The organism is Candidatus Arthromitus sp. SFB-rat-Yit (genome assembly GCF_000283555.1).
Taxonomy (GTDB): domain Bacteria; phylum Bacillota; class Clostridia; order Clostridiales; family Clostridiaceae; genus Dwaynesavagella.
The window spans coordinates 331,512-357,024 of sequence record NC_016012.1 but is presented as its reverse complement, the minus strand read 5'-3'; the positions used below and the strand labels follow the sequence as shown (position 1 = coordinate 357,024).

24 protein-coding genes, 1 tRNA gene and 1 riboswitch are annotated in these 25,513 nt (G+C 27.3%); of the genes, 3 read left to right on the top strand and 22 right to left on the bottom strand.

Annotated features, from left to right (window positions below; all coding sequences use genetic code 11):
• Positions 1-57: 57 nt before the first annotated feature.
• The 8 genes from RATSFB_RS01640 to RATSFB_RS01600 form a co-directional block, all read right to left on the bottom strand.
• Positions 58-2,418 (bottom strand): P-loop NTPase fold protein, encoded by a 2,361-nt coding sequence (locus tag RATSFB_RS01640; protein ID WP_014094319.1) that lies wholly within the window; start codon positions 2,416-2,418, stop codon positions 58-60.
• 289 nt (positions 2,419-2,707) lie between these two features.
• Complete coding sequence (gene deoD / locus RATSFB_RS01630; RefSeq protein ID WP_014094318.1) at positions 2,708-3,409, bottom strand: purine-nucleoside phosphorylase; 702 nt, start codon at positions 3,407-3,409, stop codon at positions 2,708-2,710.
• 120 nt (positions 3,410-3,529) lie between these two features.
• Positions 3,530-4,174, bottom strand: coding sequence for a deoxynucleoside kinase (locus RATSFB_RS01625; RefSeq protein ID WP_014094317.1), 645 nt, complete (start codon positions 4,172-4,174; stop codon positions 3,530-3,532).
• A gap of 25 nt (positions 4,175-4,199) precedes the next feature.
• Positions 4,200-4,895, bottom strand: a complete 696-nt coding sequence (locus RATSFB_RS01620; RefSeq protein ID WP_083832985.1) for an ABC transporter ATP-binding protein — start codon at positions 4,893-4,895, stop codon at positions 4,200-4,202.
• Between the two features lie 65 nt (positions 4,896-4,960).
• Positions 4,961-5,980: a FecCD family ABC transporter permease gene (locus tag RATSFB_RS01615; RefSeq protein ID WP_014094315.1), complete on the bottom strand. Its 1,020-nt coding sequence runs from the start codon at positions 5,978-5,980 to the stop codon at positions 4,961-4,963.
• Positions 5,970-6,842 carry an ABC transporter substrate-binding protein gene (locus RATSFB_RS01610; protein ID WP_014094314.1) on the bottom strand — a complete coding sequence of 291 codons (873 nt, stop codon included), beginning with the start codon at positions 6,840-6,842 and terminating at the stop codon, positions 5,970-5,972. The genes RATSFB_RS01615 and RATSFB_RS01610 overlap by 11 nt, the downstream gene beginning before the upstream one ends.
• A 135-nt stretch (positions 6,843-6,977) precedes the next feature.
• Positions 6,978-7,165, bottom strand: a riboswitch (cobalamin riboswitch).
• A 37-nt stretch (positions 7,166-7,202) separates the two neighbouring features.
• Positions 7,203-7,742 (bottom strand): class IV adenylate cyclase, encoded by a 540-nt coding sequence (locus tag RATSFB_RS01605; protein WP_044035489.1) that lies wholly within the window; start codon positions 7,740-7,742, stop codon positions 7,203-7,205.
• Positions 7,743-7,802: 60 nt separating this feature from the next.
• The gene (locus tag RATSFB_RS01600; RefSeq protein WP_014094312.1) at positions 7,803-8,249 is read right to left on the bottom strand and encodes a type II toxin-antitoxin system HicB family antitoxin; all 447 of its coding nucleotides are present in this window, start codon (positions 8,247-8,249) and stop codon (positions 7,803-7,805) included.
• Between the two features lie 259 nt (positions 8,250-8,508).
• On the opposite strand from RATSFB_RS01600, the gene RATSFB_RS01595 reads away from it, so the two are divergent.
• A complete protein-coding gene (locus RATSFB_RS01595; protein ID WP_044035488.1) occupies positions 8,509-9,684 on the top strand; it encodes an MFS transporter in 1,176 nt (391 codons plus the stop codon).
• Between the two features lie 45 nt (positions 9,685-9,729).
• Here RATSFB_RS01595 and RATSFB_RS01590 read toward each other — a convergent pair whose 3' ends face one another.
• The 6 genes from RATSFB_RS01590 to RATSFB_RS01565 all read right to left on the bottom strand — a co-directional run bounded on the left by RATSFB_RS01590 (position 9,730) and on the right by RATSFB_RS01565 (position 15,887).
• On the bottom strand, positions 9,730-10,557 hold the full coding sequence (locus RATSFB_RS01590; RefSeq protein ID WP_044035487.1) for a DUF368 domain-containing protein: 828 nt from the start codon (positions 10,555-10,557) through the stop codon (positions 9,730-9,732).
• A 96-nt stretch (positions 10,558-10,653) separates the two neighbouring features.
• A complete protein-coding gene (locus RATSFB_RS01585; protein ID WP_044035620.1) occupies positions 10,654-11,541 on the bottom strand; it encodes an SPFH domain-containing protein in 888 nt (295 codons plus the stop codon).
• A 25-nt stretch (positions 11,542-11,566) separates the two neighbouring features.
• On the bottom strand, positions 11,567-11,821 hold the full coding sequence (locus RATSFB_RS01580; RefSeq protein ID WP_044035486.1) for an NfeD family protein: 255 nt from the start codon (positions 11,819-11,821) through the stop codon (positions 11,567-11,569).
• A gap of 37 nt (positions 11,822-11,858) precedes the next feature.
• A complete protein-coding gene (gene ytvI, locus RATSFB_RS01575; RefSeq protein ID WP_014094308.1) occupies positions 11,859-12,917 on the bottom strand; it encodes a sporulation integral membrane protein YtvI in 1,059 nt (352 codons plus the stop codon).
• 51 nt (positions 12,918-12,968) lie between these two features.
• Entirely contained in the window at positions 12,969-13,970 is a 1,002-nt protein-coding gene (gene galE / locus RATSFB_RS01570) for a UDP-glucose 4-epimerase GalE (RefSeq protein WP_014094307.1), read from the bottom strand.
• A gap of 141 nt (positions 13,971-14,111) precedes the next feature.
• Positions 14,112-15,887, bottom strand: a complete 1,776-nt coding sequence (locus RATSFB_RS01565; protein WP_014094306.1) for an oleate hydratase — start codon at positions 15,885-15,887, stop codon at positions 14,112-14,114.
• A 118-nt stretch (positions 15,888-16,005) separates the two neighbouring features.
• Here RATSFB_RS01565 and RATSFB_RS01560 point away from each other — a divergent pair, with 118 nt between their 5' ends.
• The gene (locus RATSFB_RS01560) at positions 16,006-16,596 is read left to right on the top strand and encodes a TetR/AcrR family transcriptional regulator (RefSeq protein ID WP_014094305.1); all 591 of its coding nucleotides are present in this window, start codon (positions 16,006-16,008) and stop codon (positions 16,594-16,596) included.
• A gap of 16 nt (positions 16,597-16,612) precedes the next feature.
• On the opposite strand, the gene RATSFB_RS01555 is transcribed toward RATSFB_RS01560, so the two are convergent.
• Positions 16,613-16,695 (bottom strand) — tRNA-Leu (locus tag RATSFB_RS01555).
• A 142-nt stretch (positions 16,696-16,837) separates the two neighbouring features.
• Between RATSFB_RS01555 and RATSFB_RS01550 the strand changes: the two genes are divergently transcribed.
• Positions 16,838-17,341 (top strand): DUF4883 family protein, encoded by a 504-nt coding sequence (locus RATSFB_RS01550; RefSeq protein WP_014094304.1) that lies wholly within the window; start codon positions 16,838-16,840, stop codon positions 17,339-17,341.
• A 27-nt stretch (positions 17,342-17,368) separates the two neighbouring features.
• Here the strand turns inward: RATSFB_RS01550 and RATSFB_RS01545 are convergent, their stop codons facing one another.
• The 7 genes from RATSFB_RS01545 to RATSFB_RS01515 form a co-directional block, all read right to left on the bottom strand.
• A complete protein-coding gene (locus RATSFB_RS01545; RefSeq protein ID WP_014094303.1) occupies positions 17,369-17,743 on the bottom strand; it encodes a DUF956 family protein in 375 nt (124 codons plus the stop codon).
• Positions 17,744-17,775: 32 nt separating this feature from the next.
• Complete coding sequence (locus RATSFB_RS01540) at positions 17,776-18,693, bottom strand: PTS system mannose/fructose/sorbose family transporter subunit IID (RefSeq protein ID WP_014094302.1); 918 nt, start codon at positions 18,691-18,693, stop codon at positions 17,776-17,778.
• A 23-nt stretch (positions 18,694-18,716) separates the two neighbouring features.
• A complete protein-coding gene (locus tag RATSFB_RS01535) occupies positions 18,717-19,529 on the bottom strand; it encodes a PTS mannose/fructose/sorbose transporter subunit IIC (RefSeq protein WP_014094301.1) in 813 nt (270 codons plus the stop codon).
• A gap of 14 nt (positions 19,530-19,543) precedes the next feature.
• Positions 19,544-20,515: a mannose/fructose/sorbose PTS transporter subunit IIA gene (locus RATSFB_RS01530; RefSeq protein ID WP_014094300.1), complete on the bottom strand. Its 972-nt coding sequence runs from the start codon at positions 20,513-20,515 to the stop codon at positions 19,544-19,546.
• A 250-nt stretch (positions 20,516-20,765) separates the two neighbouring features.
• Positions 20,766-21,521, bottom strand: a complete 756-nt coding sequence (locus RATSFB_RS01525) for an HAD-IIB family hydrolase (protein ID WP_014094299.1) — start codon at positions 21,519-21,521, stop codon at positions 20,766-20,768.
• Between the two features lie 99 nt (positions 21,522-21,620).
• Entirely contained in the window at positions 21,621-23,930 is a 2,310-nt protein-coding gene (locus RATSFB_RS01520) for a DUF4214 domain-containing protein (protein ID WP_014094298.1), read from the bottom strand.
• 169 nt (positions 23,931-24,099) lie between these two features.
• A complete protein-coding gene (locus tag RATSFB_RS01515; protein ID WP_014094297.1) occupies positions 24,100-25,497 on the bottom strand; it encodes an aminopeptidase in 1,398 nt (465 codons plus the stop codon).
• Positions 25,498-25,513: the final 16 nt, after the last annotated feature.

The window sequence follows — 25,513 nt, the reverse complement described above, 5'->3', positions numbered from 1 at the left end:
ATACAAAATTTAAATTATATATAAATAAGGTAACTAATTTATATAGTTACCTTATTTTTAAACACTTATTAAATTACATATAAACTTAACTAATATTTCAAAACACTCTTCATTAACATCTTCTAATATTAATTTCTTATATATATAGGTTTGTATATAAAAACATAAATATATATAATTTATATCTTTATCAAACCCCTTTAAATTTATATACTTATCTATATCTATTTTATCTATATTATCATATACAAATGATGTAATACCTTTTACAGAATACCCCTTAAGAATTTCATAATTTGATATAATAAATCTATATATACTCAAAATATTTATAGTATCAGATTTACGGCTATTATCATAAGAATCATAAACTATAAAATTCGATACCCTAAAAAAACATATTACCATAAAAAATAATATAAAATCTCTTTGGTTAACTATATCTAAAATATAACAAAAATTTTTATTATCTTTAAATTCACATAAATACTTATCTAATTTTTCAAAACTATATAAGAAAAATGAAACTTGCCTTTTCAAATTTCTAGGACTATTATCTAATTTCAAATCTATTAAATAATTTACTTTATTCATATTATTTTTATATAAAGTTAAATTTTTATAAACTCGATAATGATTTATATTGAATTTAAGAAAACTCGATAATTGATTATTTTTTTCCATATATATCCATATGGCTATAACTTGTTCGTCATCGTATAAATTCATATTAATACATTCATCTTTTATTAAATTATATATATTATCTAAAATTATCTCTCTATTATCACCTAAAAAATACTTTTTAATATATATATAATTATAATATTCACTTATCATTTCATATCCAGAATTCTTAAAATTAAATGTAATGTTATTATTACTATCTAATAATCCTCTATTTTTCAAATCTTCTAATAATATTCGCTTATACTCTATCCATTTCTTTTTCAATATATAATATTCTAAATTCACATTATTATAAAGATATACTCCGAACTCTTTAATATATTTATCAAATTCTATATCAAATAAATGTGTTAACCAAACAGATATATCTAAATTATCATTATCATGTATCTTAATTTTATTTAATTCTCCAAAATATTTGGATAATATATCATTGGTACTTGTACTATCTATCTTAAATATTTTGTGTATAAACATATCCAAATACTGGTTATCTATCTTATTTTTCAATATTTCTAAGTTTGTTACTAAAATAAATTTTATATAATCAAATCCCAATATATATTGGGAAAAAATTAATATATTTACTATTTGAGAATCGTTATAAATCCTCTCTAAATCATCTATTATAAATATAATTCCTTTTTTCATCTTTGATTTAGATTTATTTCCAAATATCTTAACTATACAGCTATTTATTTCATCTTTGATTTCAAAATAATTTTTTTGAATTTTATCGTTCATAAAATAATTAACCAAATTTGACACTTTATCATTCATGACATAATTTATTATATTCATATAATTTTTCAGAGATTTAGAATTATATATCCCATATGCCTTAAATAAATTTTCTATTACATAATTAAAATAATCGTTTAATTTATTATTCTCTGTAAATATAAGACTATTAATATTAAATACGTAATAATTCCTATTTAATTCTTTCTGCAATACACATGAAAAAGTACTTTTACCAACCCCTGATTCACCATCTATACATATAGTTAATGGCTCTTTATGATAATATTTTAAATAATTACACAATTCTACAAATAAATGTTTCTTCTCGTCAAACATCATATTAAAATCATATATAATATAATTATCATCTTTAATAAAACTTTTCTTACTGAATTTGCTTACTTTATTTTCAAATAAATCTGGTAATAACAAAAACTCAAGCTCAATCATCATTAGAAATAAATCCAAAGTAAAGTATATATTAAATATCGTAAATATTCCCATATAATGACTAAAATCATATATAAAATATTCTCTTGATATATATAATAGCACAAGATAAACAATATAGAATATTATAACTACAACCTTTATTTCAGTAAAATATTTATACACTATTGTACATTTCAAATACCTAAGCTTATTTATATAACCCTTTTTAAAACAAGTCATAATAATAATAAAAATTAAATAAATACATAATAATATTACGATAAAATCAAACAATGTTAAATCATAAAATTTATGAAAGAATATATTATTTATTTGATTAGCAACATTATATATTTGGGTTTTACTTAAAGAATTAATTATTTTAGAATTAATTATACTTATCATAAAAAAACTTATATAAATTACTACAAATAATTCTGGTACTAATCTAAATATAAACTTTTTTATAAAATCCAATACTTTAAATCTAAAAATATATAAGAATATATATATATATATATTAGCAATTATTAAACTACATAAATATAACACTAACTATTTAGCTCCTATTTATTGCTTATATATTCTCTTTATATAAAAATGCACACATCAATTATTATTGAGATATAATTAAAAATATGATATATTTCATTACCATCTATATAATTTGAAAAATAAAGTTATTGATAAAATCAGATTACTCATTTCCTTAATATATTTTGTCATACCAGTTATTACACTATATTTTATATTAGCTATAACAAATATAAAAAACAGATCCTCTATTAAAAAATAGGGATCTATAAAAATATTTATGTATTTTAATATTGATAACAAAATGCTATATCATATCTAAAGAAATCTCCATCATTTTATGAAATGCAGTTTGCCTTTCTTCAGCTGTAGTTTCCTCATGATTTACTATACTATCACTTACTGTTAATATACAAAGTGCTTTGGCTCCAAGTCTTGCCGCATTCATATATAATGCTGCTGCTTCCATCTCAATAGCTAATACTCCCATCTTTTTCCATAATAAATATGAATCTTTATTATCATCATAAAAAATATCTGATGAAAGTATATTCCCTATATTTACATGGATACCTAGCTTATTTGCAGATTCAACAGCCTTAAATAACAATTCATAAGATGCTATAGGTGCAAATGTTCCTGGAAGTCCATATTGAGATGCAAAATTTGAATTAGTTGATGCTCCTTGCCCTATAACTATATCATATAATTTTAAGTTCTCTTGTATCGCTCCACAACTACCAATTCTAATTAAATTCTTTACTTCAAATTTAGTTATAAGTTCATAGGAATATATACCTATACTAGGCATTCCCATTCCTGTCCCCATTACTGAAACTTCCTTACCTTTATACTTCCCTGTAAAACCAAGCATGTTTCTTACAGAATTAAATTGTACTACATCAGTCAAATAATTTTCTGCAATAAACTTACATCTAAGCGGATCTCCAGGTAATAATATACTCTCTGCAATCTTATTCCCACCAGTGTTAATATGAGGAGTATTCATTATAATTCCCTCCTAAAATCAAAATATATAAGTGTTGTTACAACATTATAAAATATCTTATCTAAAACGTCCATATACAAAAACAATTTCATCATCATTTTGATAATATATAAAAAAATACTAAACTAATTCTAATTTTTCTTTAACGGCACTTATTAAATAATTTCTATCTTCAACACTACTTACAACATCTAGTTTGTCCATATCAATAGTTAAAACTGGAGAACTTTTATATATATTATACATCCAATCATCGTACCCTTCCCAAATATATCTATAATAATCTACAAGTTTTTCATCAAGCTCATAAGTTCTACCTCTTTTGTTTATCCTGTTTATAACTGTATCAAAACCTCCCTTTAAATATATAAATAAATCTGGACTCTTCTTTGGAAGTTCTTTAAGTTCCTCCATCATATTATTTAATAAAGATTCATACACACTCATTTCAAGTTCTGAAATTCTTCCAAGTTCCATATTTTTCTTACAAAAATACCAATCTTCATATATACTTCTATCTAATACATTATTTTCACCAATAAGTGCTTCTTTTATAGATTTAAACCTCTTATTTAAAAAAAATAATTGTAACAAAAATGGATATCTATTTAATTTTATCTCCTCATCTGTTGAACTATAAAAAAGTGGTAAAATAGGATTATCATCCACGCTTTCATAAAATACCTTAGAATTTAATTCTTTTGCTATGATTTCTGAAACGCTTGTCTTACCAAGACCAATCATACCACCAACAACTATCACCATTAATTACCTCCTTCGTTAATTAAAACTATATATTTTTATTCCATTTATTAAGGGAGTCTATCATAAATTTTTCAACATCTACTCCATATACACTCTTTAATACATTTTTATTAAATATGTTATCAACATCTCCATATTTATAAACTTTACAATCTTTAAGTACCATTACCAAAGTATTTAAATTCCTTACTATGTTTAAATCATGAAAAACTGATAAAATTATCTTGTCTTTAAAAATTTCTTTAAAATTTTCTATAATATAAATTTGAGTTTTCAAATCCATATTGTTATTAAATTCATCTAATAAAATTATGTATGGGTCTTGGTATAAAATCCTAGATATAAAAACTCTCTGCTTCTCTCCGCCGGATAGCTCGCTCATAAATCTATTTTTCAAATGATATATTCCCATATTTTTTAATATGATGTCTAAATCTTCATCATATTCTCGCACAAATTTCCATTTTTTATAATTACTATATCTCCCGAACTTTACAACATCCAAAACTTTATAATCAAAATACATATCGGTTTGTTGGAATAAAATAGTAACATTTTTTGAAAGCTCTCTATTTTTAAATTTTTTAACTTCTAACTCATTAATTTTTATACTTCCTTCATAATTCAAAAAATTACATATGCATTTTAATAATGTCGATTTACCACATCCATTTAATCCTATTATGCTCAAATGTTCTCCACTTTTAAGAGAAAAACTAATATTATCTAATATTTTAAAATCTTTATCATAAGAATAACTTAAATTTGAAACTTCTAAAATTTTTATTACCTCCTATATTCCCTAAAGAAAATATAACAAAATATAGGCGTACCTATTAGTGCATTAATCGTAGCTATGGGAATTTCTGCCGGATAAATTATAGTTCTAGATATAATATCAAAAAGCACCATCAAAATCCCACCAATAAATAAGCTAGATAATATAACTACAATATGCTTTGATCCAAATAATTTCCTCGATATATGTGGAACAATTAAATCAATAAAACCTATAACTCCACTAGCTGCAATACTCGCTCCAGTTAATATGGAAACAAGTATTAACATGACTATTTTTATTCTAGATACGTTTACTCCAACAGATTTACTCATATCATCTCCAAAAGTTATAATATCAAGCTCTTTACTATAAAATATCGCTAAAATTACTCCTATAATTAAACATGGAATAATTGAAAAAATATATTCCCATCCTCTTGAAGAAAATGATCCAAGTTGCCAAACAATTATAGATGATAAACTCTCATGCCTAATAGATGTTATAAGAATAAAAATTGAGTTTAAAAATAAAGACATTACCATACCAACAAGTACTATTGTATTATTTGACATACTCTTATCAAATTTTCTACATAAACTTATAACAAATAATATACTTAAAACCGAGAAAACAAACCCAACTATCGGAGATGTATCATACCCTAAAAATGAAATATTCCCTACTGTAAAAATTCCAATTCCTAGGGAAGCACCTGAAGATATTCCCATAGTATAGGAGGATGCTAATGGATTTCTAAGCACAGACTGAATAATAACTCCACTAACAGATAACATTCCTCCAACCATAAAAGCTAATAATACTCTTGGAAACCTTATATTCCAGATAATGCTAACTTCTGTTGGTGAAATACTTTCTTTCAAATTCATACCAAACAATTTATGTAAAATTATCCTAAAAATATTTTCTAAGTTATCAGCTCCACCTCCAATTATTAATCCTAAGGTAACAGCTATAAATGAAATCACAATGACAAATATAAATCTAATTAAAATATTACTTTTCATTACTGTAATCTCTTATATACTTCGCAATTTCCCTTAAAGCACCTATAAAAAATTGGGATGCTCTAGAAGACATATTCTTATCAATGTAATAAATCCTATTGTTTTTAACTGCATCTACATTTTCCCATCCAACTCTATTTTTTATCTCATAAATATTACTTTCATCATTTACATTTGTAAAAATTATTTGCGGATTATTTTTTATAACAGATTCTTCGTTCGGAGAAATCCATCCTTCTAAATCCTTAAATATATTTTTTCCACCAGATAATTCAATAATTTCATTTAAATATGTATTTCTTCCAAAACTATATAGATAAGGAGCCTTTGAAATTTCAAAATAAACACTTACTTTTTCATTTTTATTATCTTTTGTAATACTCTCAATATCACTCTTAAGTGATTTAATCATCTCATAACTTTCATCATCTTTATTAAAACTCTTACCAATCAACTTGATAGAATCATATATTCCTTGAACACTTATTGGAGTATCTATATTTATAACATTAACTCCACTTTTTTCAAGTTCTACATATCTAGATAATTCTGATGTATATCCTGATAATATCAAATGCGTAGGATTAAGTTTTAGTATAGCCTCAATATTAGGATCACCAATTTCAAATACCTGAATATTTTCATTCAATCCATTAATCCCCTTAGAATACTGATCAATTCCAATAATATTATTTCCTAAATTTAATCCAACTAAAATTTCTGTATTTGAAGGTGCTAATGAAACAATTCTAATGTCTAAATTTTGTTTTAAGTCTGCATTCATATTTACCTTGCAGGAAACAAATAAAAAAAATATAAATATAAAACTCGTAAATAACAAAATCTTTTTTAAAAATCTCATAATATCCTCCCCTTTTAAAAAATAAAAACGCCTCATGGCCATATCTCCACAAGGCAATATTATTTAAACGCAAACATACACTATAAAAAATAATCTATAATGAATCTACGCAAATAACCTCATACTCCGTAAAGCTATAAGCCAATTACATAGGCAGGTATTCCGACTTAGTATCATCGCATTTATTAACCTTCCCAGAAATTATCCAGTGGTATACAAATAAACGCTACACATCACGGCGGCGGGACCGTATAGGAATTTAACCTATTTCCCTTTTAATAATCAAAACTAATTTTTGATTAACCTATATAAATATTCTACTCAAAATAATTATATAAAAATATTTTTTCTTAATCAATTTTATTTTTTAGATTCTCTAATAATCTCAAAAATACTCTTTGAAGTCGTATCCTCCATTCTATAACCCAAGTTCTTCACAACTTCTTCTATTTCTGAGATATTATCTCCCTCTATTTCTATATATGGATTAGGGTAGAAATCCTTATCATTTATATCAATTTCAATTAAAACATTATCTATTTTATAACTCTCTCTATACTTTTTAATTTCATTTTTAAGGGATAATCCCAATACCTTAAATATGTTTTCTCCAATTTCTGAACTATTAATCACAACTTCCTGCTCATCCATGACCTTATATGCATCATCATCTTTCGATAACTTTATTTTAGTTGCCATATAATAAAAATCATTACCCGTAATCATATCTTCAATAATTCTAATTCTAGCATACCCATTATTTTTTAAAAGTCTATTATCTAGAAAATCAAATAACTTATTAATTTGATTTTCCTTTTTAACAAGAACTCCATTATTTTCCAAAATTTTTTTTCTAATATCACAAATATCTATATCTAAAATTTTAACTTCTATTTCCAAATACACTCACCCAAATTTTTTTATTCCATTAAATTATCTATTATCATTTTTAACAACATACTATTCTTCATCAATCGCAATTTCTCTTCTTTTACGATTAATCTCATCTAATAAAGCATCTTGTAACGTCTTAGAAAAATTTATATTTAATTCTAAAGCTAAGTCATTCATCCACTTAGGTATAGTTAAATTTTTCTTTACTGATTTATCAAAATGCTTTCTAGCATACTCTTCTACATCAACTGTTATTATTTGCTTAGTTGCTTCTATATAATCATCCTCTCCGTCCTTCTCATCAACCTCAACTAAATTTAAATCTAAAGTTGGTTTTGGAATTTCTTCATCGTATTCTTTAAGACATTTTATTCGAGATGCTAAGCATTCAATTGCCATTCTTGTAGCATCTTCCAAATCTTCTCCATGTGTTGCAACTCCAAAATCAGGAAATGCTACACTATAAGCCCCATCTTCAAGCTTATAAAATACTGCAGGATACGAAACTATCATTTAAATTAACCTCCATATTTTTCTATAATTTTTCGCATTTCTATAAATATTAATCAAAACCTCTACTTCCAATGATATTACATCATATATACATATATTGTAAATGCATATATCCTATATTTAAATAAGGATAACCACTAATTAGTTTTACTTTTTAAAAAAATTTTTTAAAAATATATTACTCCTAAAATCATATAGTTATCAATTTTTTTATGATAATATATAATAACTTCCATAATTATTTTAGGAGGAATCACGATTGGATAAATATAACAAACAGTTTGTAAAAATTTCTATACTTAATTTGATTATATACATAGCATTAAACATGGCACACCCTGTAACTCCAAAACTTATAAATGAAAATTATTTACCTACATTTTATTTTGGTTTGCTCACTGGATGTTTTAATCTATCAACATTTATCACATCCCCAACATTTGGTGTAATATGCAACATATATGGTAAAAAAATTCCTATGATAATATCTCTTATAGGATATACTATAGGACAAATAGTATTTGGATTCTTCCCAAATTCCATAAATGTACTCATTGCAAGAATCATATCAGGAATATTTATTGCAGGTTACTTTGTATCAAGTATGTCCTATGTATCATCCATAACTCCAAATGATCTTAAGTTAAAAAGGTTTTCTTACTTTAATGCTTCCAATAGTTTAGGTATGATAATCGGATCCTTAATTGGTGGAAATTTAGGTGTAACCAACTATAGATTAACTTTCATTGTTCAAATAATAATATGTGTATTCTCTATAATTCTTATAATCATATTCTTTAAAGACAATACTATAAAAAATAATGATTTGAAATTTAAATTTAAAATCTTAAACTTTAAATACTTAAAAGAAATCAAAAAATCAAATAAATTCACATACTTAATACTAATTATAATGATTTTAACCTTCTTATCCATTCAAGGATACTTATCTACAATCAGTTATTACGTTGAGGATGTTTTAAATCTACCAACAAGCATAAACGGACTTATACTTGGATCAACAGGTGCATTTACTATAATTACAAATTTATTAATAATCCCTATTATTGTAAAAAAATTTAACTCAAAATCAATATATATGTTTGCAATATTATTATGTGGATCAAGCATAATAATCTCAATGCTTACAAAAAATCAATATATAACCTCCATATTTCTTTTAATATTCATAGCAACGCAAACTCTAATAACCCCTACCATACAATCAGTTTTACTCGAAAATTCAAATCAAAATCATAGCGAGCTCTTGGGACTCCAAAATGGATTCAAAGCAATAGGATCATTTTTAGGTTCAATTCTCTCCGGATTATTGTTCAACGTATGGTTTAAACTGCCCTTTATACTAGTAGGGATAAGCCTAATATTATCATTTATAATTTTAAAATCCTTCAAAGAAAAAAGACTACGCCTCTAATTGACGTAGTCTTTTTAAATTTTTAAAATAAATTCATTTATATAATTATTTTGCATGCTCCTTACCTTTATCAATCTTACATATAAAATAAGATATTAAAAATCCAACAATTAAAGATGCTATACACGTTAACCCTACAACCGAAAATTCGAATCCTGGAAAAATTAATATAAGTGATCCCACAACAAAACCAAGTATAGCCATATATGTTTGAACTTCAAAAACCCTCAAAAGATACTCAACTACTCTAATCATAAATAAAAATCCTAATACTACTCCAATACCAAATGGAATTAATATCAAAATATTAAGATCAGATACAGCTTTTATAACAGAATTATACATGCCAAAAACTATTAAAATAAACGATCCACTTAATCCTGGAATTATCATTGCACTCGATGCCATAAATCCGCTAATAAAAATTATAATGATATTTTCAAAGCTCAAATTAGTTATAATATTTTGACTATATTCAGGTACTTTAACGAACCTAATACTCACTAAAATCAAAAAAGTTATTATAAAAAATATATAAGTTGATTTATTTGGATTAAACTGTTTGACTGCCTTAAATAAAATACCAAACGTGCCTAAAATAAGTCCTATGAATAAATAATTCATCTGCCAAGGGTATCTACTTAAAAGATAAGATATAATATTACTGAAAAGCAATACACCCAATAACATTCCAAGTCCTATGAAAAACAAAAACCTAAAGTTCTTCTTAAAATTTTTAAATATACCCGATATAGATTTTATTAATTTATCATATATACCTAAAATAACTAACATAGTTCCCGCAGAAACCCCAGGAATAATATTAGATATACCTAAAATTATTCCGTTTAAAATATTTCTTAAATCGTCCAATATAATTCCTCATTTCCAAATATATCTCTAAATATAATACTTTACAAAAAAAATATCAACCTATAAAAATTATAGGCTGACACTTAATACACTTTATTATTCCTTTGTCGAATTATAGATTTCTGCTAAAGAAGTTGTAAGTGAAGCTATATTCTGAATCTCTGAAGGTATTATTATCTTTGTTGCCTTTCCATCTGCAACTTTTTCTAATGATTCTAATGCTTTAAGTGATAATACCTTATCGCTTGGATTTGCTTCATTCATATATTTTATACTCTCTGCAAGTGACTTTTGAATCCGTAATATCGATTCTGCTTTACCTTCTGCTTCCTTTATTGCAGCTTGTTTTTTTCCCTCTGCCCTAAGAATGTCAGCATCCTTTTCTCCCTCCGCTCTTAGTATTGCAGACTTCTTTTCTCCTTCCGCTCTAAGTATAAGCTCTCTTCTTTCACGTTCCGCCTTCATCTGTTTTTCCATAGAATCTTGTATTTCTTGTGGTGGTATTATATTTTTAAGCTCAACTCTATTTATCTTTATTCCCCAAGAATCCGTTGCTTGATCTAATATAGATCTCATCTTACCATTAACAATATCTCTAGATGTTAAAGTTTCATCTAATTCGAGATCTCCTATTATATTCCTAAGTGTCGTTACAGATAAATTTTCTATTGCTAAAATAGGATGCTCCACTCCATATACATAAAGTTTAGGGTCAGTAACTTGATAAAATACCACAGTATCAATCATCATAGTTACATTATCTTTAGTTATCACAGGTTGAGGATCAAAATCTATTACCTGCTCTTTAATTGATATTTTTTTAGCTATATTATCTATAAATGGTATCCTAAAATGTATACCTACCTCAAAAGTTTTATAATATGCTCCAAATCTTTCAATTACATAAATATAGGCCTGCGGTACTACCACCGCACATCCAAAAATTAGTGCTACTACAACGATGAATAATAAAATAGTAACCATTAAAGCCACTTCTTAAAACCCCTTCTTATTTAATTTCTCTTACTATAAGTTTAACTCCCTTTATATTTAAAATTTCAACTTTAGTTCCTTTAGTTATAATTTTATCTCCATCATAATTTATGGCTCCCCAATAATCATAATTAATACGTACTTCTCCGGTCGATTGAATATTATCAATGTCTTTAGTAACTAATGCCGTTTTCCCAATTAATCCATCAACATTTGTGCATGTTTTTTTAAAATTGAAAATCTTAAATAGCAAAGAATCATCCTTATTCAAAACTAACCACCCCTAATAAAAATTAAAATTAATAAAGTTACTTAAATACTTTAATTGTTCCAGTGTCATTTAAATATTTTATAATCGTTACAATTATAGGAAGAATAAATATACCTAAAAATCCAAGCAATTGTGCTCCGAGAAACATACTTATAATAGTAACAATTGGATTAAGTCCTATTTGGTTGCCGACAATTTTAGGCTCTAATATATATCTAATTATTGTAATAATTGCATAAATAACAATTAATCCTATTGCTAAATTATAATTTCCTTTCATCAATTCAATTACAGCCCAAGGTATAAGTATACCTCCAACTCCGATCGCCGGTAAAATATCTAAAATCGCTATGACAATTGCAAGTAATATAGCATTTGGTATATTAAAAATAATAAGCCCTATACTAAGCTCAATAAATGTTAACGTCAATAATATAGAATAAGCCTTTATAAGTCTAAATATAGTACCAAAAATATTTCTTTTTATATTTAAAATTATATGCTGTATACGCTCTGGGAATTGCCTCATTACAAATCCAGTAAATCTATAATAATCTAAAGTAAATAAAAACGATGAGATTATTGCAAAAATAAATTTTACCAAAAAAGATGGTATCTTGGTTGCAATAGATGTAATTGCATCAACCGCTGATAAAGAGATTAAATTAACAATATTCATTATATATTTATTTATATCCTCTAAATTAATGAAATTAGCTATATCAGGTATTATATCTTGTATTTTATATATGATAATATTCAGTGCAGGCTCTACGTTAAACGTATATATATCAGGTAATTTTTGGAAAATACCTCCAATATACTGAAATATTTTAGTTCCAAAAAATATTAATATTATACAAATGAATATATATACAAATAATAACATTATGACACCGATAATTTTCCTATTTATTTTAAACTTAGTTGATATATAATCAACTGGCCTTTTTAGAGCCATAGAAATTAAAAATGCAAAAATAAATGGAGATAATAGTGGTAGAGCATATTTAAATATGAAAAATATAATACCTAATATTATTAAAAAATATATAAATTTAATAATAAATTCCTTCTTTTTATTTATATTATCCAATTTTTTCCTCCTCTAAAATAGTTTTAACTTAATTATAAAATCATATCTAAACTAAGTATTAAATCTAATATAATTCCATGAATCTAAACACATATCCTCTATATCAAATTTAGATTCCCACCCTAAAATTTCCTTAGCCTTATTTGTATCTGCATAAAATTCTCCAATATCACCATCTCTCCTTGGGCATATTTTAAAATTTATTTTCTTACCACTAACTTTTTCAAAACACTTAACAAGCTCAAGAACACTTGTTCCCTTTCCTGTACCCAAATTAATGCCTATGTTCCCTCTCGATACTAAAACATATTTCATAGCTTCCACATGACCCTTAGCTACATCAACAACATGAACATAATCACGAACACCTGTTCCATCTATAGTATCATAATCATTTCCAAATACATTCAAAAATTTCCTCTTAGACATCGCAACATCGCATATATAAGGCATCAAATTATTTGGTATACCTTTTGGATTTTCTCCTATTAAAGCACTCTTATGAGCTCCAATTGGATTAAAATACCTAAGCATAACACAACTAAAATCGTTATCGGCTACATAAATATCATTTAATACTTGTTCAATCATAATTTTTGTATATCCATAAGGACTTGTTGCAGATTTTTTATAATTCTCTAAATAAGGAATAGAATTATCCTTATCATACACAGTTGCAGAAGATGAATAAATAAAATTCTTACAATCAAATTCTTTCATGCAATTTAAAACGTTTAAAGTTCCCGAAACATTATTATAATAATATTCCATAGGTTTTTCAACAGACTCTCCTACAGCCTTAAGTGCTGCAAAATGTATAACACAATCTATTCTATTTTCCTTAAATATTTTTTTTAAAAGAGTATAATCTAAAATATCCCCTTCATAAAACTTGATACTTTTTTTCGTAATCTTCTCTATTTTTAATAAGACATCTTTATATGAATTATATAAATTATCTATACCTATTACATTATACCCATTTTCTAGAAGTTCAACACTTGTATGACTACCAATAAAACCAGTAGCACCTGTAACCAATATGTTCTTCATGCAAAATACCTCAATCTTTATTTTTATAATTAATATTACATATATCTTTAATTATTTTTAAACATAAATCAATAGTTTTCAATATATTTCCAATCTTAAAATAAAAAAGGTAGCACATAAGTACTACCCAGAATATATGTTCTATATTAATTTATATTCTTTCAACAACTTCTCAACATCAGTTCCAGATATCTTCTTAAGTAATTCCTTTAATGCGATATTTTCCTTAAATCCCAATTTCATATCTGTAATCTTCTTACCATCTCTCATACAATAAGTTGCATTTACTAAATCTCTTATATCAAAGGTACTTCCCCAAACTTCTGGAACCCCACGGTCAACATTTAATAAAGTATATACAGATTCCATACCAGTTCTTGCTGAATACTCTATCGTAAAAATTGTATCTCTTTCAGTTTCAGCAAATTGTCCAATAAATGCAAAGTTTACAGATCCCGTTGGTACAACATTAGGCCTATCTCCTTTAGATCTTGGCATGAAAAATGCAGTAATATAAGGCATCATACAAGGAACAGTATTAGCATGATTCTCAGCTAAATCCTCTATTTGATCTTCAGGAACACCTAAATGATATAACCACTCCATACAAATTTCTTTACCAGTACAATCTCTCATAGGTTTCTTTACATAATCTCCAGCTACATCACTAAATAGTCCATAAATCCACCCAACTAATTGACCCTTAGGTTGTTCTCTAAATTGAGGTTGACGATTAAATGTCCAACTAAGTAACCATTTAGAGTCTTTTACAGTAACAATTCCTCCTGTTACAACTCTTCCTGAAAATGGATCACGTTGACAAATATTTCTTATATAAGGAACAATTTTATCATCAAGTACTGTAACTGTTGCACTCATCCAGTTACTTTTTTCAGCATCATAACAAAATTTATCAGGATTACCAAATGATGGATCTTTAACTGAGATTCTTCTCCACATATCCCAGCCACCACCTTCTTTAATCTCAGAATTAAGTACTGCTGGAGTATTTTGAGAACCAATTGATGAATTTTCAACACATCCACCGTTTGTTATAAACAATAAATCATTTTCAGTTAATTTTATTTCTTCTTCATTACCATCTCTCAATATTTTTATCGAAGTTGCTTGCTTTTTGTGCGGCTGAATATCAAATTCAACATCAACTACCTTAGTATTATATTGAAAATCAACATTATGAGACTCCAAATATTTGATAAGAGGAAGAATCATTGATTCATATTGATTACGCCTAGTAAATCTTACAGCTTTAAAATCTGGCATTCCTCCTATATGATGTATAAATCTCTTTATATATAATTTCATCTCTAATGCACTATGCCAGTTTTGAAATGCAAACATAGTTCTCCAATATAACCAAAAATTAGATTTTAAAACCTCATCATCAAAATAATCAGTTATAGGTTTATCGTATAAGTCTTCGTCTGGAGTAAAAAATAATTTCATTATTTGTAATGATGCCTTATCTGATAATCCAAATTTATTCTCCATTTTTGCGTCTTCACCTCTATTTACGGTAGCACGTCTCAAAGAATAATTTGGATCTTTCTTATCAAGCCAATAGAACTCATCTAGAACTGATGCTCCTTCAATCTCAATAGAAGGTACGGATCTAAATACATCCCAAAGTATTTCATAATGATTATCTATTTCACGTCCTCCTCTCATTACATATCCAATACCTTTATAATCGAATCCATCACACGCTCCTCCAGGAATTGGATCTTTTTCAAGTATATGGATATTTTCTCCTTTCATTTGAGCATCACGAACAAGATAAAATGCAGCTACTAAAGATGCAAGACCCGATCCAATAAGATACGCAGATTTATTATCAACACCCTCAGGTTTAATAGGCCTTGCAAATGCCTCATAATTTCCACTTGAATAATACATTACTTTGTAACCTCCTGTTAATTACATAATTAATTATATATAATTATTACATTATCAGCCTAATCTCATCAATGGACAATCATGTCCATTTTGTTTAAAACTTAAGGAGGAATATAATATGAAAAAACAACAGGATGTAACTAACGAAACAAAAAATTCATTTATAATTTCTTTTTGTAAACTCTATATGAAAAAACCAATAGAGAAAATTTCAATACGTGAATTAACAGATACTGCTGGATATAACAGAACTACATTTTATAATTACTTCAGCGACATCTACGATGTTTTAGATCACATAGAAAACTCGAGCATACGCTATGTTAAACAAAACATTATAATAGATATAAAAAAAGAAAACCCTAGCAAGCAATTTATAAATACATTTTTAAATATTTACGAAAATTGGGAATCATATATAAAAGTTCTCCTCAGCAACCAAAATAGTGCTCATTTTAAAGATCGATTAAAAAAGGAACTATTTAATTCATGCATGGATACATTTAATCTTCCTAAAAATAATATTAGAGCTGAATATATACTGGATTTTTATTTATCTGCAATAATTTCAGTTATAAGTAGATGGATCAGAAATCAATCAGAAATGACTTCGTTAGAAATGGCTAATTTACTGGAGGACATGTTAACAAACAATATATTTACAAAAATAGATAATTACATAAAAAAAGAGAAGACCCTATCAAAGTAGTCTTCTCTTTTAACTATGGTACCGCTGATGGGACTCGAACCCATATGGTTTCCCGTACGATTTTGAGTCGTATGCGTCTGCCAGTTCCGCCACAGCGGCATACTAAATAACACAACTGATTATATCACAATAATTATTATTTTTCAATAATTTATATATTTTTATCATAATATTTTTTTTGAAACATAACTTTAGAATAAAAGAAATACTTAATATAATTAAAAATATTAGAGGTAAAATTATGATTAAATATTTTAAATTTTTATTAATATGTTTATTGTTTCCTCTATTCACCCTAAGCTGTAACTCAAATTTTATAACTACTCTAAAATCTCCTTTAAAAATTATAAAACCATCAAAAAATTACTATACTAATATCTTAATCAAAACCATAAATAATTCTGATGATTTAACAATTTCAATCTTCTACTCTAAACTTGGCAAAAATAAAACAGTTCCCAAAGAATATATGGAAAATATTAATTTATTCCTAAACTCATTAAAAACTGATTACTTTTTAGATTACTCAACATCTGATATAAACATAGAAAATCCAGAGTATAGACTCACAGTATATTCAAATGAAAAAAGCACTTTTATTATAGACATATTGAATGATAAATATATTATCATTTATCCATGGGATGGATCGTATGAACCAGATTTAATAAATATATCCAATTTACATACCAGGGTTAATTTATTTAATATTATAGATCATTTAATTAAATATACCCATAATTAAAATAGGAACTGTGTTAATACACAGTTCCTATTTCTTTTTAAATACTTTTTTAAAACCACTAATCACAGATTTGAAAAATCCAAGAGATCTAAACATATGATCTTTGTCAACATACTTACTGATTTCTCTCAAAAGCAACCTATTGTTCCTTGATGAAAAAGTAAACATACCATTTTTACGAGTTACAATGATAAATCTCGGTATCCATTTACCATTAAATTTTACAGACGCAACTATGTGACTTATCTCTCCCCAAGGAATCTGTATATTATCCTTAACGTTCCTTTCATTATAAAATTCAAACGATTTATTCCCAATCATAATATTCCCATAACTAGGAACGTTAATGTAAGATACCCCTTTTATTGTTAAATCTACTTTTGTGTTTAATGATGTAATCATATATACTCTCCTAAATAAATTGCACTACATTACTACATAATGTTAAGTAAATGTGCAACTATACCCACTACAAATAAAGCAACTATTATTACTATAGGAGAAACTTTCTTTTTAAGTAAAAAGCAACATAAGAGAGTTAGCAATAATGCTGCAAGACCTGGTATTAATTGATCCAAGTTTTGTTGTAAAGTTGTAACTTTCTCAATATTTAATCCATTTACACCCAAAGAACTATACTGTTCTAATGCACTCTTTATACCTTCAGCACCAGATTGTATTTTACTCCAGTCAATATACGCACCTTCTTGCTGCGTAACTCTAGATACTACTGGTGTAAACGAAATACTAACCCATCTTTGTACGAGAGCACCAATAATAAACATACCCAATATAGATGCACCTTGAGTAATATTTCTTAAAAGTCCTCCTGATAAATCTTTTGCTATCGAGTTTCCAACCTTATATCCAAACTCTTGAGTATACCACAAAAATCCCATACGAATAATATTCCAAACAAAGAAGAATATTAATGGACCTACAATATTCCCACTTAATGCTAGTGATGCTCCCAAAGCTCCAAGTATAGGACGTAAAGTAAACCAGAATATTGGATCACCAACGCCTGCAAGTGGTCCCATCATACCGATTTTAACACCTTGTATAGACTGATCATTAACATCCGCTCCATTTGCTCTCTCCTCTTCCAGAGCAAGAGTTACACCCATAACTGGTGCAGATACATACGGATGTGTATTATAGAATTCTAAATGTCTTTTTAATGCGGCTGCTCTCTCCTCATCAGTTTTATAAAGTTTCTTTATGGCAGGAATTATAGAATAACACCATCCTCCATTTTGCATACGCTCATAGTTCCAAGAACCCTGAAGAAACTGGTGACGCCAAGCAACACTTATACGATCTTTTTTCGATAATTTAATTTTCTCTTGCATTACTTATATCCTCCATTAAAATTTTAATAATCATTTAAAATATCTCCAAGTGGATCACCTGAACCAGTTCCACCTCTACCATTTCCTGAATTCTCTTTTAGCGTTAAATATATAATTGCTAATGCAAGTCCGATAGCACCTAAAGCAATTAATGTTAATTGTCCTATTGCTGCAAGAACAAATCCTAATATAAAGAATGCCCAAGTTTCTTTAGTTGACATCATATTAATTACCATAGCATAACCAACTGCTGCTACCATTCCTCCACCAATTGCCATACCTGTTGATAACCAACTTGGCATCGCACTCAAGGCATCTGTTACAACTGATGCTGGTATAATACAAAGTGCTGCTGCAGGTATTGCTATACGTATACCTTGTAAAAATATACTCACAATTTGCCAAGCCTCTATTACCCTTATTTTACCTTTTTCGGCAGCTTTATCCATAAAGTGAACTATTGGGATTGTTATCGTTCTGCAAAGCATTGTAAGGAATAATCCTGCAACTGATAATGGTATAGCAACAGCAATAGATGTTGAGATTACAGTTTGAGTATCTACTGCTCTATTTTGAAGACCTAAAACCATTAGTATAGATGATGCAACTGATGCAAGTGCAGCATCTGGTGCTACTGCGGCTCCAATATTTGCCCATCCAAGTGCTATCATTTGAAGCGATCCTCCCAAGATAATACCTTCTGTCAAATGACCACTTACTAAACCTATTAATGTACAAACTACTAGTGGTTGATGAAACTGAAATTCATCAAGAATACCCTCCATACCAGCAAGTAATGCTATTATAATAATTAAAACTATAGTAATGGCAGACATTAATCATTCCTCCTCTAATTATTTGATAATTCTGATTTTGCTTTCTTTAAAAGATTATTTATATTTTCACTAGAATCACTAGGTACCTTCTTTACATTAAATTTTATACCAAGAGAAATTAGTTTTTCGATTGCCTCAATATCGTCTTTTCCCATAGCTATTGCTCTATTTACAACTACCTTACCTATTGAATGTGCAATTGAACCTAAGTTAATCTCTTTTATATTAACTCCACTTTCAACTGCTTTTAATGCATCAATTGCACTTTCAAATAGAAGCATAGCTCGGGTATTTCCAAATCTGGTATCTTTATCAACTTGAACCATTTTATCAATTGGAACAACATGAGCTTTAACTCCTGGAGGAGCAGCTTGTTCAATCATTTTTTTTCTTAAATCATCTTTAGAAACATTATCAGATACAACTATAATTCTGTTTGGATTAACTGATTTAGTCCAAGATGTAGCAACTTGTCCATGTAATAACCTAGTATCTATCCTAGCTAAAACATACTCTATCCTCTTACCAGTATCTAAATTTACATTTACCATCTTATTGATAGATTGTTTCTTTCCAATTTTCTCTTCTAACTCTTCTGGAAGAATTTTTATTCCTTCCTTTGATTCAGATAATATATGTTTTGCAATATCATAAGCAGTTTCCATCGATAATCGAGAAGCATATGCTTCAATTAACATAGGTAAGTTTAAACCTGTAACTATAGCCCACTTACCTTTATTTTCACTAACTAATTTATTTGCTTGATTAAATGGCGTTCCTCCCCACATATCGACTAAAAATAATATTTCATCTTTATTATCCATTCTACTAATAGCATTTTCCATCTTTAGCTTTATATCATCAGGTCCTTCGTTTGGTAATAATATAACAGATTCTACATTTTCTTGATCTCCGAAAATCATTGATCCAGATTGTAAAATACCATCAGCGAATTTACCATGACTAGCAAGAATAATTCCTACCAAGTTAATTCCCCCTTAATTTTTACATAACGTTACATACATTATACTAGAAAACGTTTTCTCCAAGCAACACTTATCCAAAATTTTTAAAAATAAAATGTGAAACTGTTTTTAAAAATTAATTAAAATATTTATAATATTTTTATTCCCAAAATACACAATAAATATCCTAATAATATTTTTTTCGGTAAATGTAATTTTTATATTTAAATTATATTTACATTAACATAATAAATTTTACTTTTTATAACAATTATAAAATATACTGTTCTATACATTCACTAACTGAATCAACTAAAAAATTTGCATAACTTTTTAAATTCTTCTCAACTCTATTAAATGTAAATGAATTGTTTGTTTCATTAAACATACTAATATCATTGTAAGAATCTCCAATAACATATAAATTATCTTTATTCATCCCAAGTTCTTCTAAAATCAACTTAACTCCATTTCCTTTAGAGCATCCCTTAGGTACAATATCTATAAAATTTAAATTTCTAAATGCTATGATCTCATCCCCAAACTCACTATTTACATTGTTACATATTTCATCAATTTCCTCAACAGATATGTTCGAAAAATTTATCGATATTAAAGAATTTTTATTATCCTCTAATTCATCAATTGTCCCATGTCTCACAAAATCCCAATAATAAGTATTATCTCCCTTCAATGTTATACTCTCATATCCATTATCAATCCCAATAAAATTATAATTTTTATATTTAGAGTAAATCTCTTTCACTATTTTATAAGGTATACCTTCATGCTTTAGTACTGAGTTTCCCTTATTAATAACTAATGCCCCATTCAATAAAACATAAAAATCTGGCTCTATATTATAATTATCACAAATAAATTTAACTCCATTATAAGGTCTCCCTGTTGAAATACCAAATAAATAACCATGTTTTTTCATTTTTAATATACTTTCTTTATCAAAATTATAAATTTTACTTCCAAACACAAGTGTACCATCTAAATCTGATGCTAATATTTTTTTCATACATCACACTCCTAAAAAATTCTAAAAAAACAAAGATAGAGAATTACTCTCTATCTTTATAATAAATTAATATTCCATTTCATTCAACAAGTTAATTTTTTACGGATTTACACCAATCCTTGCAGCAAGATCTGCAAATTCATTGCTTGTTGTCATATCACTGAGTATCTTCGTAACTGATTCCGTATGAGAAACTCCATTTGCAATTAACTCATTATATACATTTACCCAGAATTGAAGACCTTGAGGTTCTGGATCTCTCAAAACTAATACATTATAGAGTCTTGTAACTAATTCTTGAGGTGATTTCACTAAGTCCATAAATTCAGGTACATATCCTAAATTCTTTATAAAATAACTCAAGCTTATATTTTTACTTAAAAGTCCGTTCTTCCAATAGTTATATCCTTCTTCATCAATATTTTGAGTTTCACGACTTAAAGCTCTATTATACGCATTGATAAGGAATGAATCTAGATTTCCTCCCTTACTAATTAAAAGAGAATCTATCTTTATAGATTTGGTTTCTCCTTTACTATCCATATACTCGATAACAATATTATTATAAGTCTTTCCTGGAACTAATCCTCTTATATTGATTGCATTTGTTTCTTTAACAAATACTGGCATTAAACTTGATATATCTTTTCCATCTATTGTTATAGAAATTGCAGAATTTTGTGAAATATCATAAATATTTTGATCTAATAATAAAGACAATACTCCTGGATTTAATATATACTTACCACTAATTCCATTTGGGGCAACTAAAATTACATTAGATGATTGAGAGTCTGAAGATTCACTTATAGAAGAAGTAGATGCTGAATATGATTTTCCTTCTTCATCTATTAAATACAAAGTAACATCATATTTATTACCCTTCTCAAATCCTCCTACTGTTAACGTATTTGTACTATTTAGAATCCCTATCTCTGCTCCAGATAAAACAAATGCATTATCATTAACCATTATCATAGCCTTTTGTATATTTGCATTTACCTTATCCCAAGTAAACTCTACAGTATTATTAGTTTTATAATATGCTTTAAAATTATTAATTTGAGATCTTACCTGTGACATATCTAAAACACCATAATTTTGAGAAAGTACTCTTTTATCCTTGTCATAGGTTGTAAGTAACAAATAAATATTACCAGTTTTTACATCCGTATTAAACTTAACCCCACTTCTACCTTCCAAAACTTCTACAGTATTGTAGTTTGAAAAATCTTCTGATGTACTCCAAACAATATCACTATATACCATAGGTTCTAACTTATTCCAAGAGGCTACTACTTCTCCATTATTAGATGAATATACAAAATTAGAAAGATTATGTAATCTATGAGTATAATCGTATGTATAAACATTTCCTGTCTTAACGTCTTTTATTTTAACAGAATATTCACCACTAAATAAAGTTTTTCCAGTATCTGGATATATATTAAATGAACCACTATCTTCACTTAAAACAACCGAATACTGAGAAACTACAGGTGTATTCCCATTTTTTTCGACTACATCAACTAAAAACTCATTTCCGCTCTTAAAGTTAGAATTAGATAAATCTACATTTATACCTACTAAATCACTGCTTAATCCCAATTTCATAACTGAAGATTGTTGAATTGCACCTTCTTTTACAATAACAGATCCGTTATACTCAAGCCCATTCCCGTTTATAATAGTGATCTTTATTTCTGACCCATCTTTAACATTTTCAACAATATATGAGTTCGAGCTTACATCTGATGCTGTTAAATCCTTATAAGCTTTTCCATCAACAGATATTCTTACAGATTTAATACCATCAACAAAATTTGCCCAACTTAATTTTACACCCGCTCCTACGAACTCATATTTTAAACCTCTTATATCTCTTGTTTCAGTTGAATTTCTAGAAACTTTTCTAATACTCTCATGAGTCACACTTCCTTTTGAGTCAAAAAATCTTACTCTTAAATAAAAATCACCTTGAATATTAGGTGTAAATTCTGCTCCTTTAGGTTTAACCTCTATGTATCCTGGATTTAAAAAATTACTATCCTTATCTATTACAGCCTCGATTTTACTAGGTCTATTGGCTATATGACCATAATCCCAATTTATATAAACTCTATCCCCAGTAGTCCAATAATAAAAATAAGGTACTTCAGGATAATTAGAATCTGTTTTATTAACTTGATTTTGAGTCAATTGATTATTAACTACTTGGTCTTGACTTACTTGATTTTGATTTGTTTGATTCTGGTTGTTTTGATCTTGAGTCAATTGATTCTGATTAGCTTGATTGCCAGACGAAACAGTAGCACCTGCAACTACCCCTGCCTGTAAAACAGCGCTTGCTACAGCTGTAGTAGTTGCAATTCCTTTTCTTAGATTTTTAGATTTTTTATTGCTAGCCAACTACACCCCTCCTAAATCTATTCAATTTATTAATATGAATTTAAATATGTTTTATTATTATTAACATTTTAGCATATTTTTTAATAGTTTTCAAGAATTTAATAATTATTACAAATTTGTAATAAAATATAAAAATAGAGGGTAATTCCTAAAATTACCCTCTAAAAATTTATACCAAATCTCTATAAAATGTTCTATACGCTCTATATGCTTCATAAATATCAGCTTTTGATGCGACTTCAAAAGGAGCATGCATATTTTGTAGTGGAACTCCAATATCCACAACTTCCATACCATATCTAGATAAGAAATATGCTATTGTTCCGCCTCCTCCTTGATCAACTTTACCAAGTTCACCTACTTGATAATAAACCCCTTCCTTATTAAATATATTTCTTAATTTCCCTAAAAACTCAGGATTCGCATCGTTACATCCACTTTTCCCTCTTGAACCTGTATACTTAGATATTGCAACTCCTTTTCCAAAAAATGCAGTACTCTGCTTAGGAGTTTCATTTGGGAAGTTTGCATCATATGCACATGTAACATCAGCAGACAACATATATGATCTATCTAAAGCTCTCCTCAAAATTAAATCCGAATAATTATCTAAACAACAATTTAAAATTTCAGCTGAAAAATTTTCAAATAATTTTGAATCCATTCCAGTTGCACCAGTACTACCAATTTCTTCCTTATCAACTAGTATACATACACTTGTTCTTTTTGGCATTTCATTTATTCTAAGCATGGCCATAAATGAAGTAAATGCACAAACTCTATCATCTTGACCATATCCAATTATCATACTTCTATCTAAACCATAATCTTTAGCAGGTCCAGCTGGTACAGCCTCTAATTCTGAAGAAATTAAATCCTCTTCATATATACCATATTTTTCATTTAATATTGATAATATGGCATTCTTAACCTTATTTTTTTCTGAATTTGAAGGCTTAGAACCTACAAGCAAATTCAACTGCTCTCCTTCAATAACATCAACACCTTTTTTCATTGCTTGATCTTTCCAGAGATGCGGTAACAGGTCAGAAAATCCAATATATGGATCATTTTCCCCATCACCTATATCTATAGTAACCTTATCTCCATTACTCTTTATTACTACACCTTTTAAACACATAGGACGTGCAACCCAATGATACTTTTTAATACCTCCATAATAATGAGTATCAAAATAACATAATCCATCCACTTCATATACCGGAGATTGTTTTATATCAACTCTAGGAGCATCAATATGAGAACCTATTATATTAAAACCATTTTCTAAATTTTCCTCACCAATTATAGCTAAAATAAGAGTTTTATCCATTTTTGAATAATAAACCCTATCTCCTTTTTTAAGTTTTTCTCCTCTTTCTATTACCTCTCTTAAATCCTTAAAATTATGTTTAATACACTCATTAATAAAATAATTAACACATTCTCTCTCTGTTTTATTTGAACTTATAAAACTCTTATATCCATTACATAATTCCTCAAGTTCCAATAAGTTTTCACCACTATAATTTTCCCATGTAATCTTAGATGAAATTTTATCTGTCATAATACACCCCTTAATA

Excerpts from the sequence above, each read along its gene's own strand:
- deoD (WP_014094318.1), bottom strand. The coding sequence starts at position 3,409 with ATGAATACTCCTCATATTAACACTGGTGGGAATAAGATTGCAGAGAGT.
- RATSFB_RS01625 (WP_014094317.1), bottom strand. The coding sequence starts at position 4,174 with ATGGTGATAGTTGTTGGTGGTATGATTGGTCTTGGTAAGACAAGCGTT.
- RATSFB_RS01615 (WP_014094315.1), bottom strand. The coding sequence starts at position 5,980 with ATGAAAAGTAATATTTTAATTAGATTTATATTTGTCATTGTGATTTCA.
- RATSFB_RS01610 (WP_014094314.1), bottom strand. The coding sequence starts at position 6,842 with ATGAGATTTTTAAAAAAGATTTTGTTATTTACGAGTTTTATATTTATA.
- RATSFB_RS01600 (WP_014094312.1), bottom strand. The coding sequence starts at position 8,249 with ATGATAGTTTCGTATCCTGCAGTATTTTATAAGCTTGAAGATGGGGCT.
- RATSFB_RS01585 (WP_044035620.1), bottom strand. The coding sequence starts at position 11,541 with ATGGTTACTATTTTATTATTCATCGTTGTAGTAGCACTAATTTTTGGA.
- galE (WP_014094307.1), bottom strand. The coding sequence starts at position 13,970 with ATGAAGAACATATTGGTTACAGGTGCTACTGGTTTTATTGGTAGTCAT.
- RATSFB_RS01565 (WP_014094306.1), bottom strand. The coding sequence starts at position 15,887 with ATGTATTATTCAAGTGGAAATTATGAGGCATTTGCAAGGCCTATTAAA.
- RATSFB_RS01560 (WP_014094305.1), top strand. The coding sequence starts at position 16,006 with ATGAAAAAACAACAGGATGTAACTAACGAAACAAAAAATTCATTTATA.
- RATSFB_RS01550 (WP_014094304.1), top strand. The coding sequence starts at position 16,838 with ATGATTAAATATTTTAAATTTTTATTAATATGTTTATTGTTTCCTCTA.
- RATSFB_RS01545 (WP_014094303.1), bottom strand. The coding sequence starts at position 17,743 with ATGATTACATCATTAAACACAAAAGTAGATTTAACAATAAAAGGGGTA.
- RATSFB_RS01540 (WP_014094302.1), bottom strand. The coding sequence starts at position 18,693 with ATGCAAGAGAAAATTAAATTATCGAAAAAAGATCGTATAAGTGTTGCT.
- RATSFB_RS01535 (WP_014094301.1), bottom strand. The coding sequence starts at position 19,529 with ATGTCTGCCATTACTATAGTTTTAATTATTATAATAGCATTACTTGCT.
- RATSFB_RS01525 (WP_014094299.1), bottom strand. The coding sequence starts at position 21,521 with ATGAAAAAAATATTAGCATCAGATTTAGATGGTACACTTGTGTTTGGA.
- RATSFB_RS01515 (WP_014094297.1), bottom strand. The coding sequence starts at position 25,497 with ATGACAGATAAAATTTCATCTAAGATTACATGGGAAAATTATAGTGGT.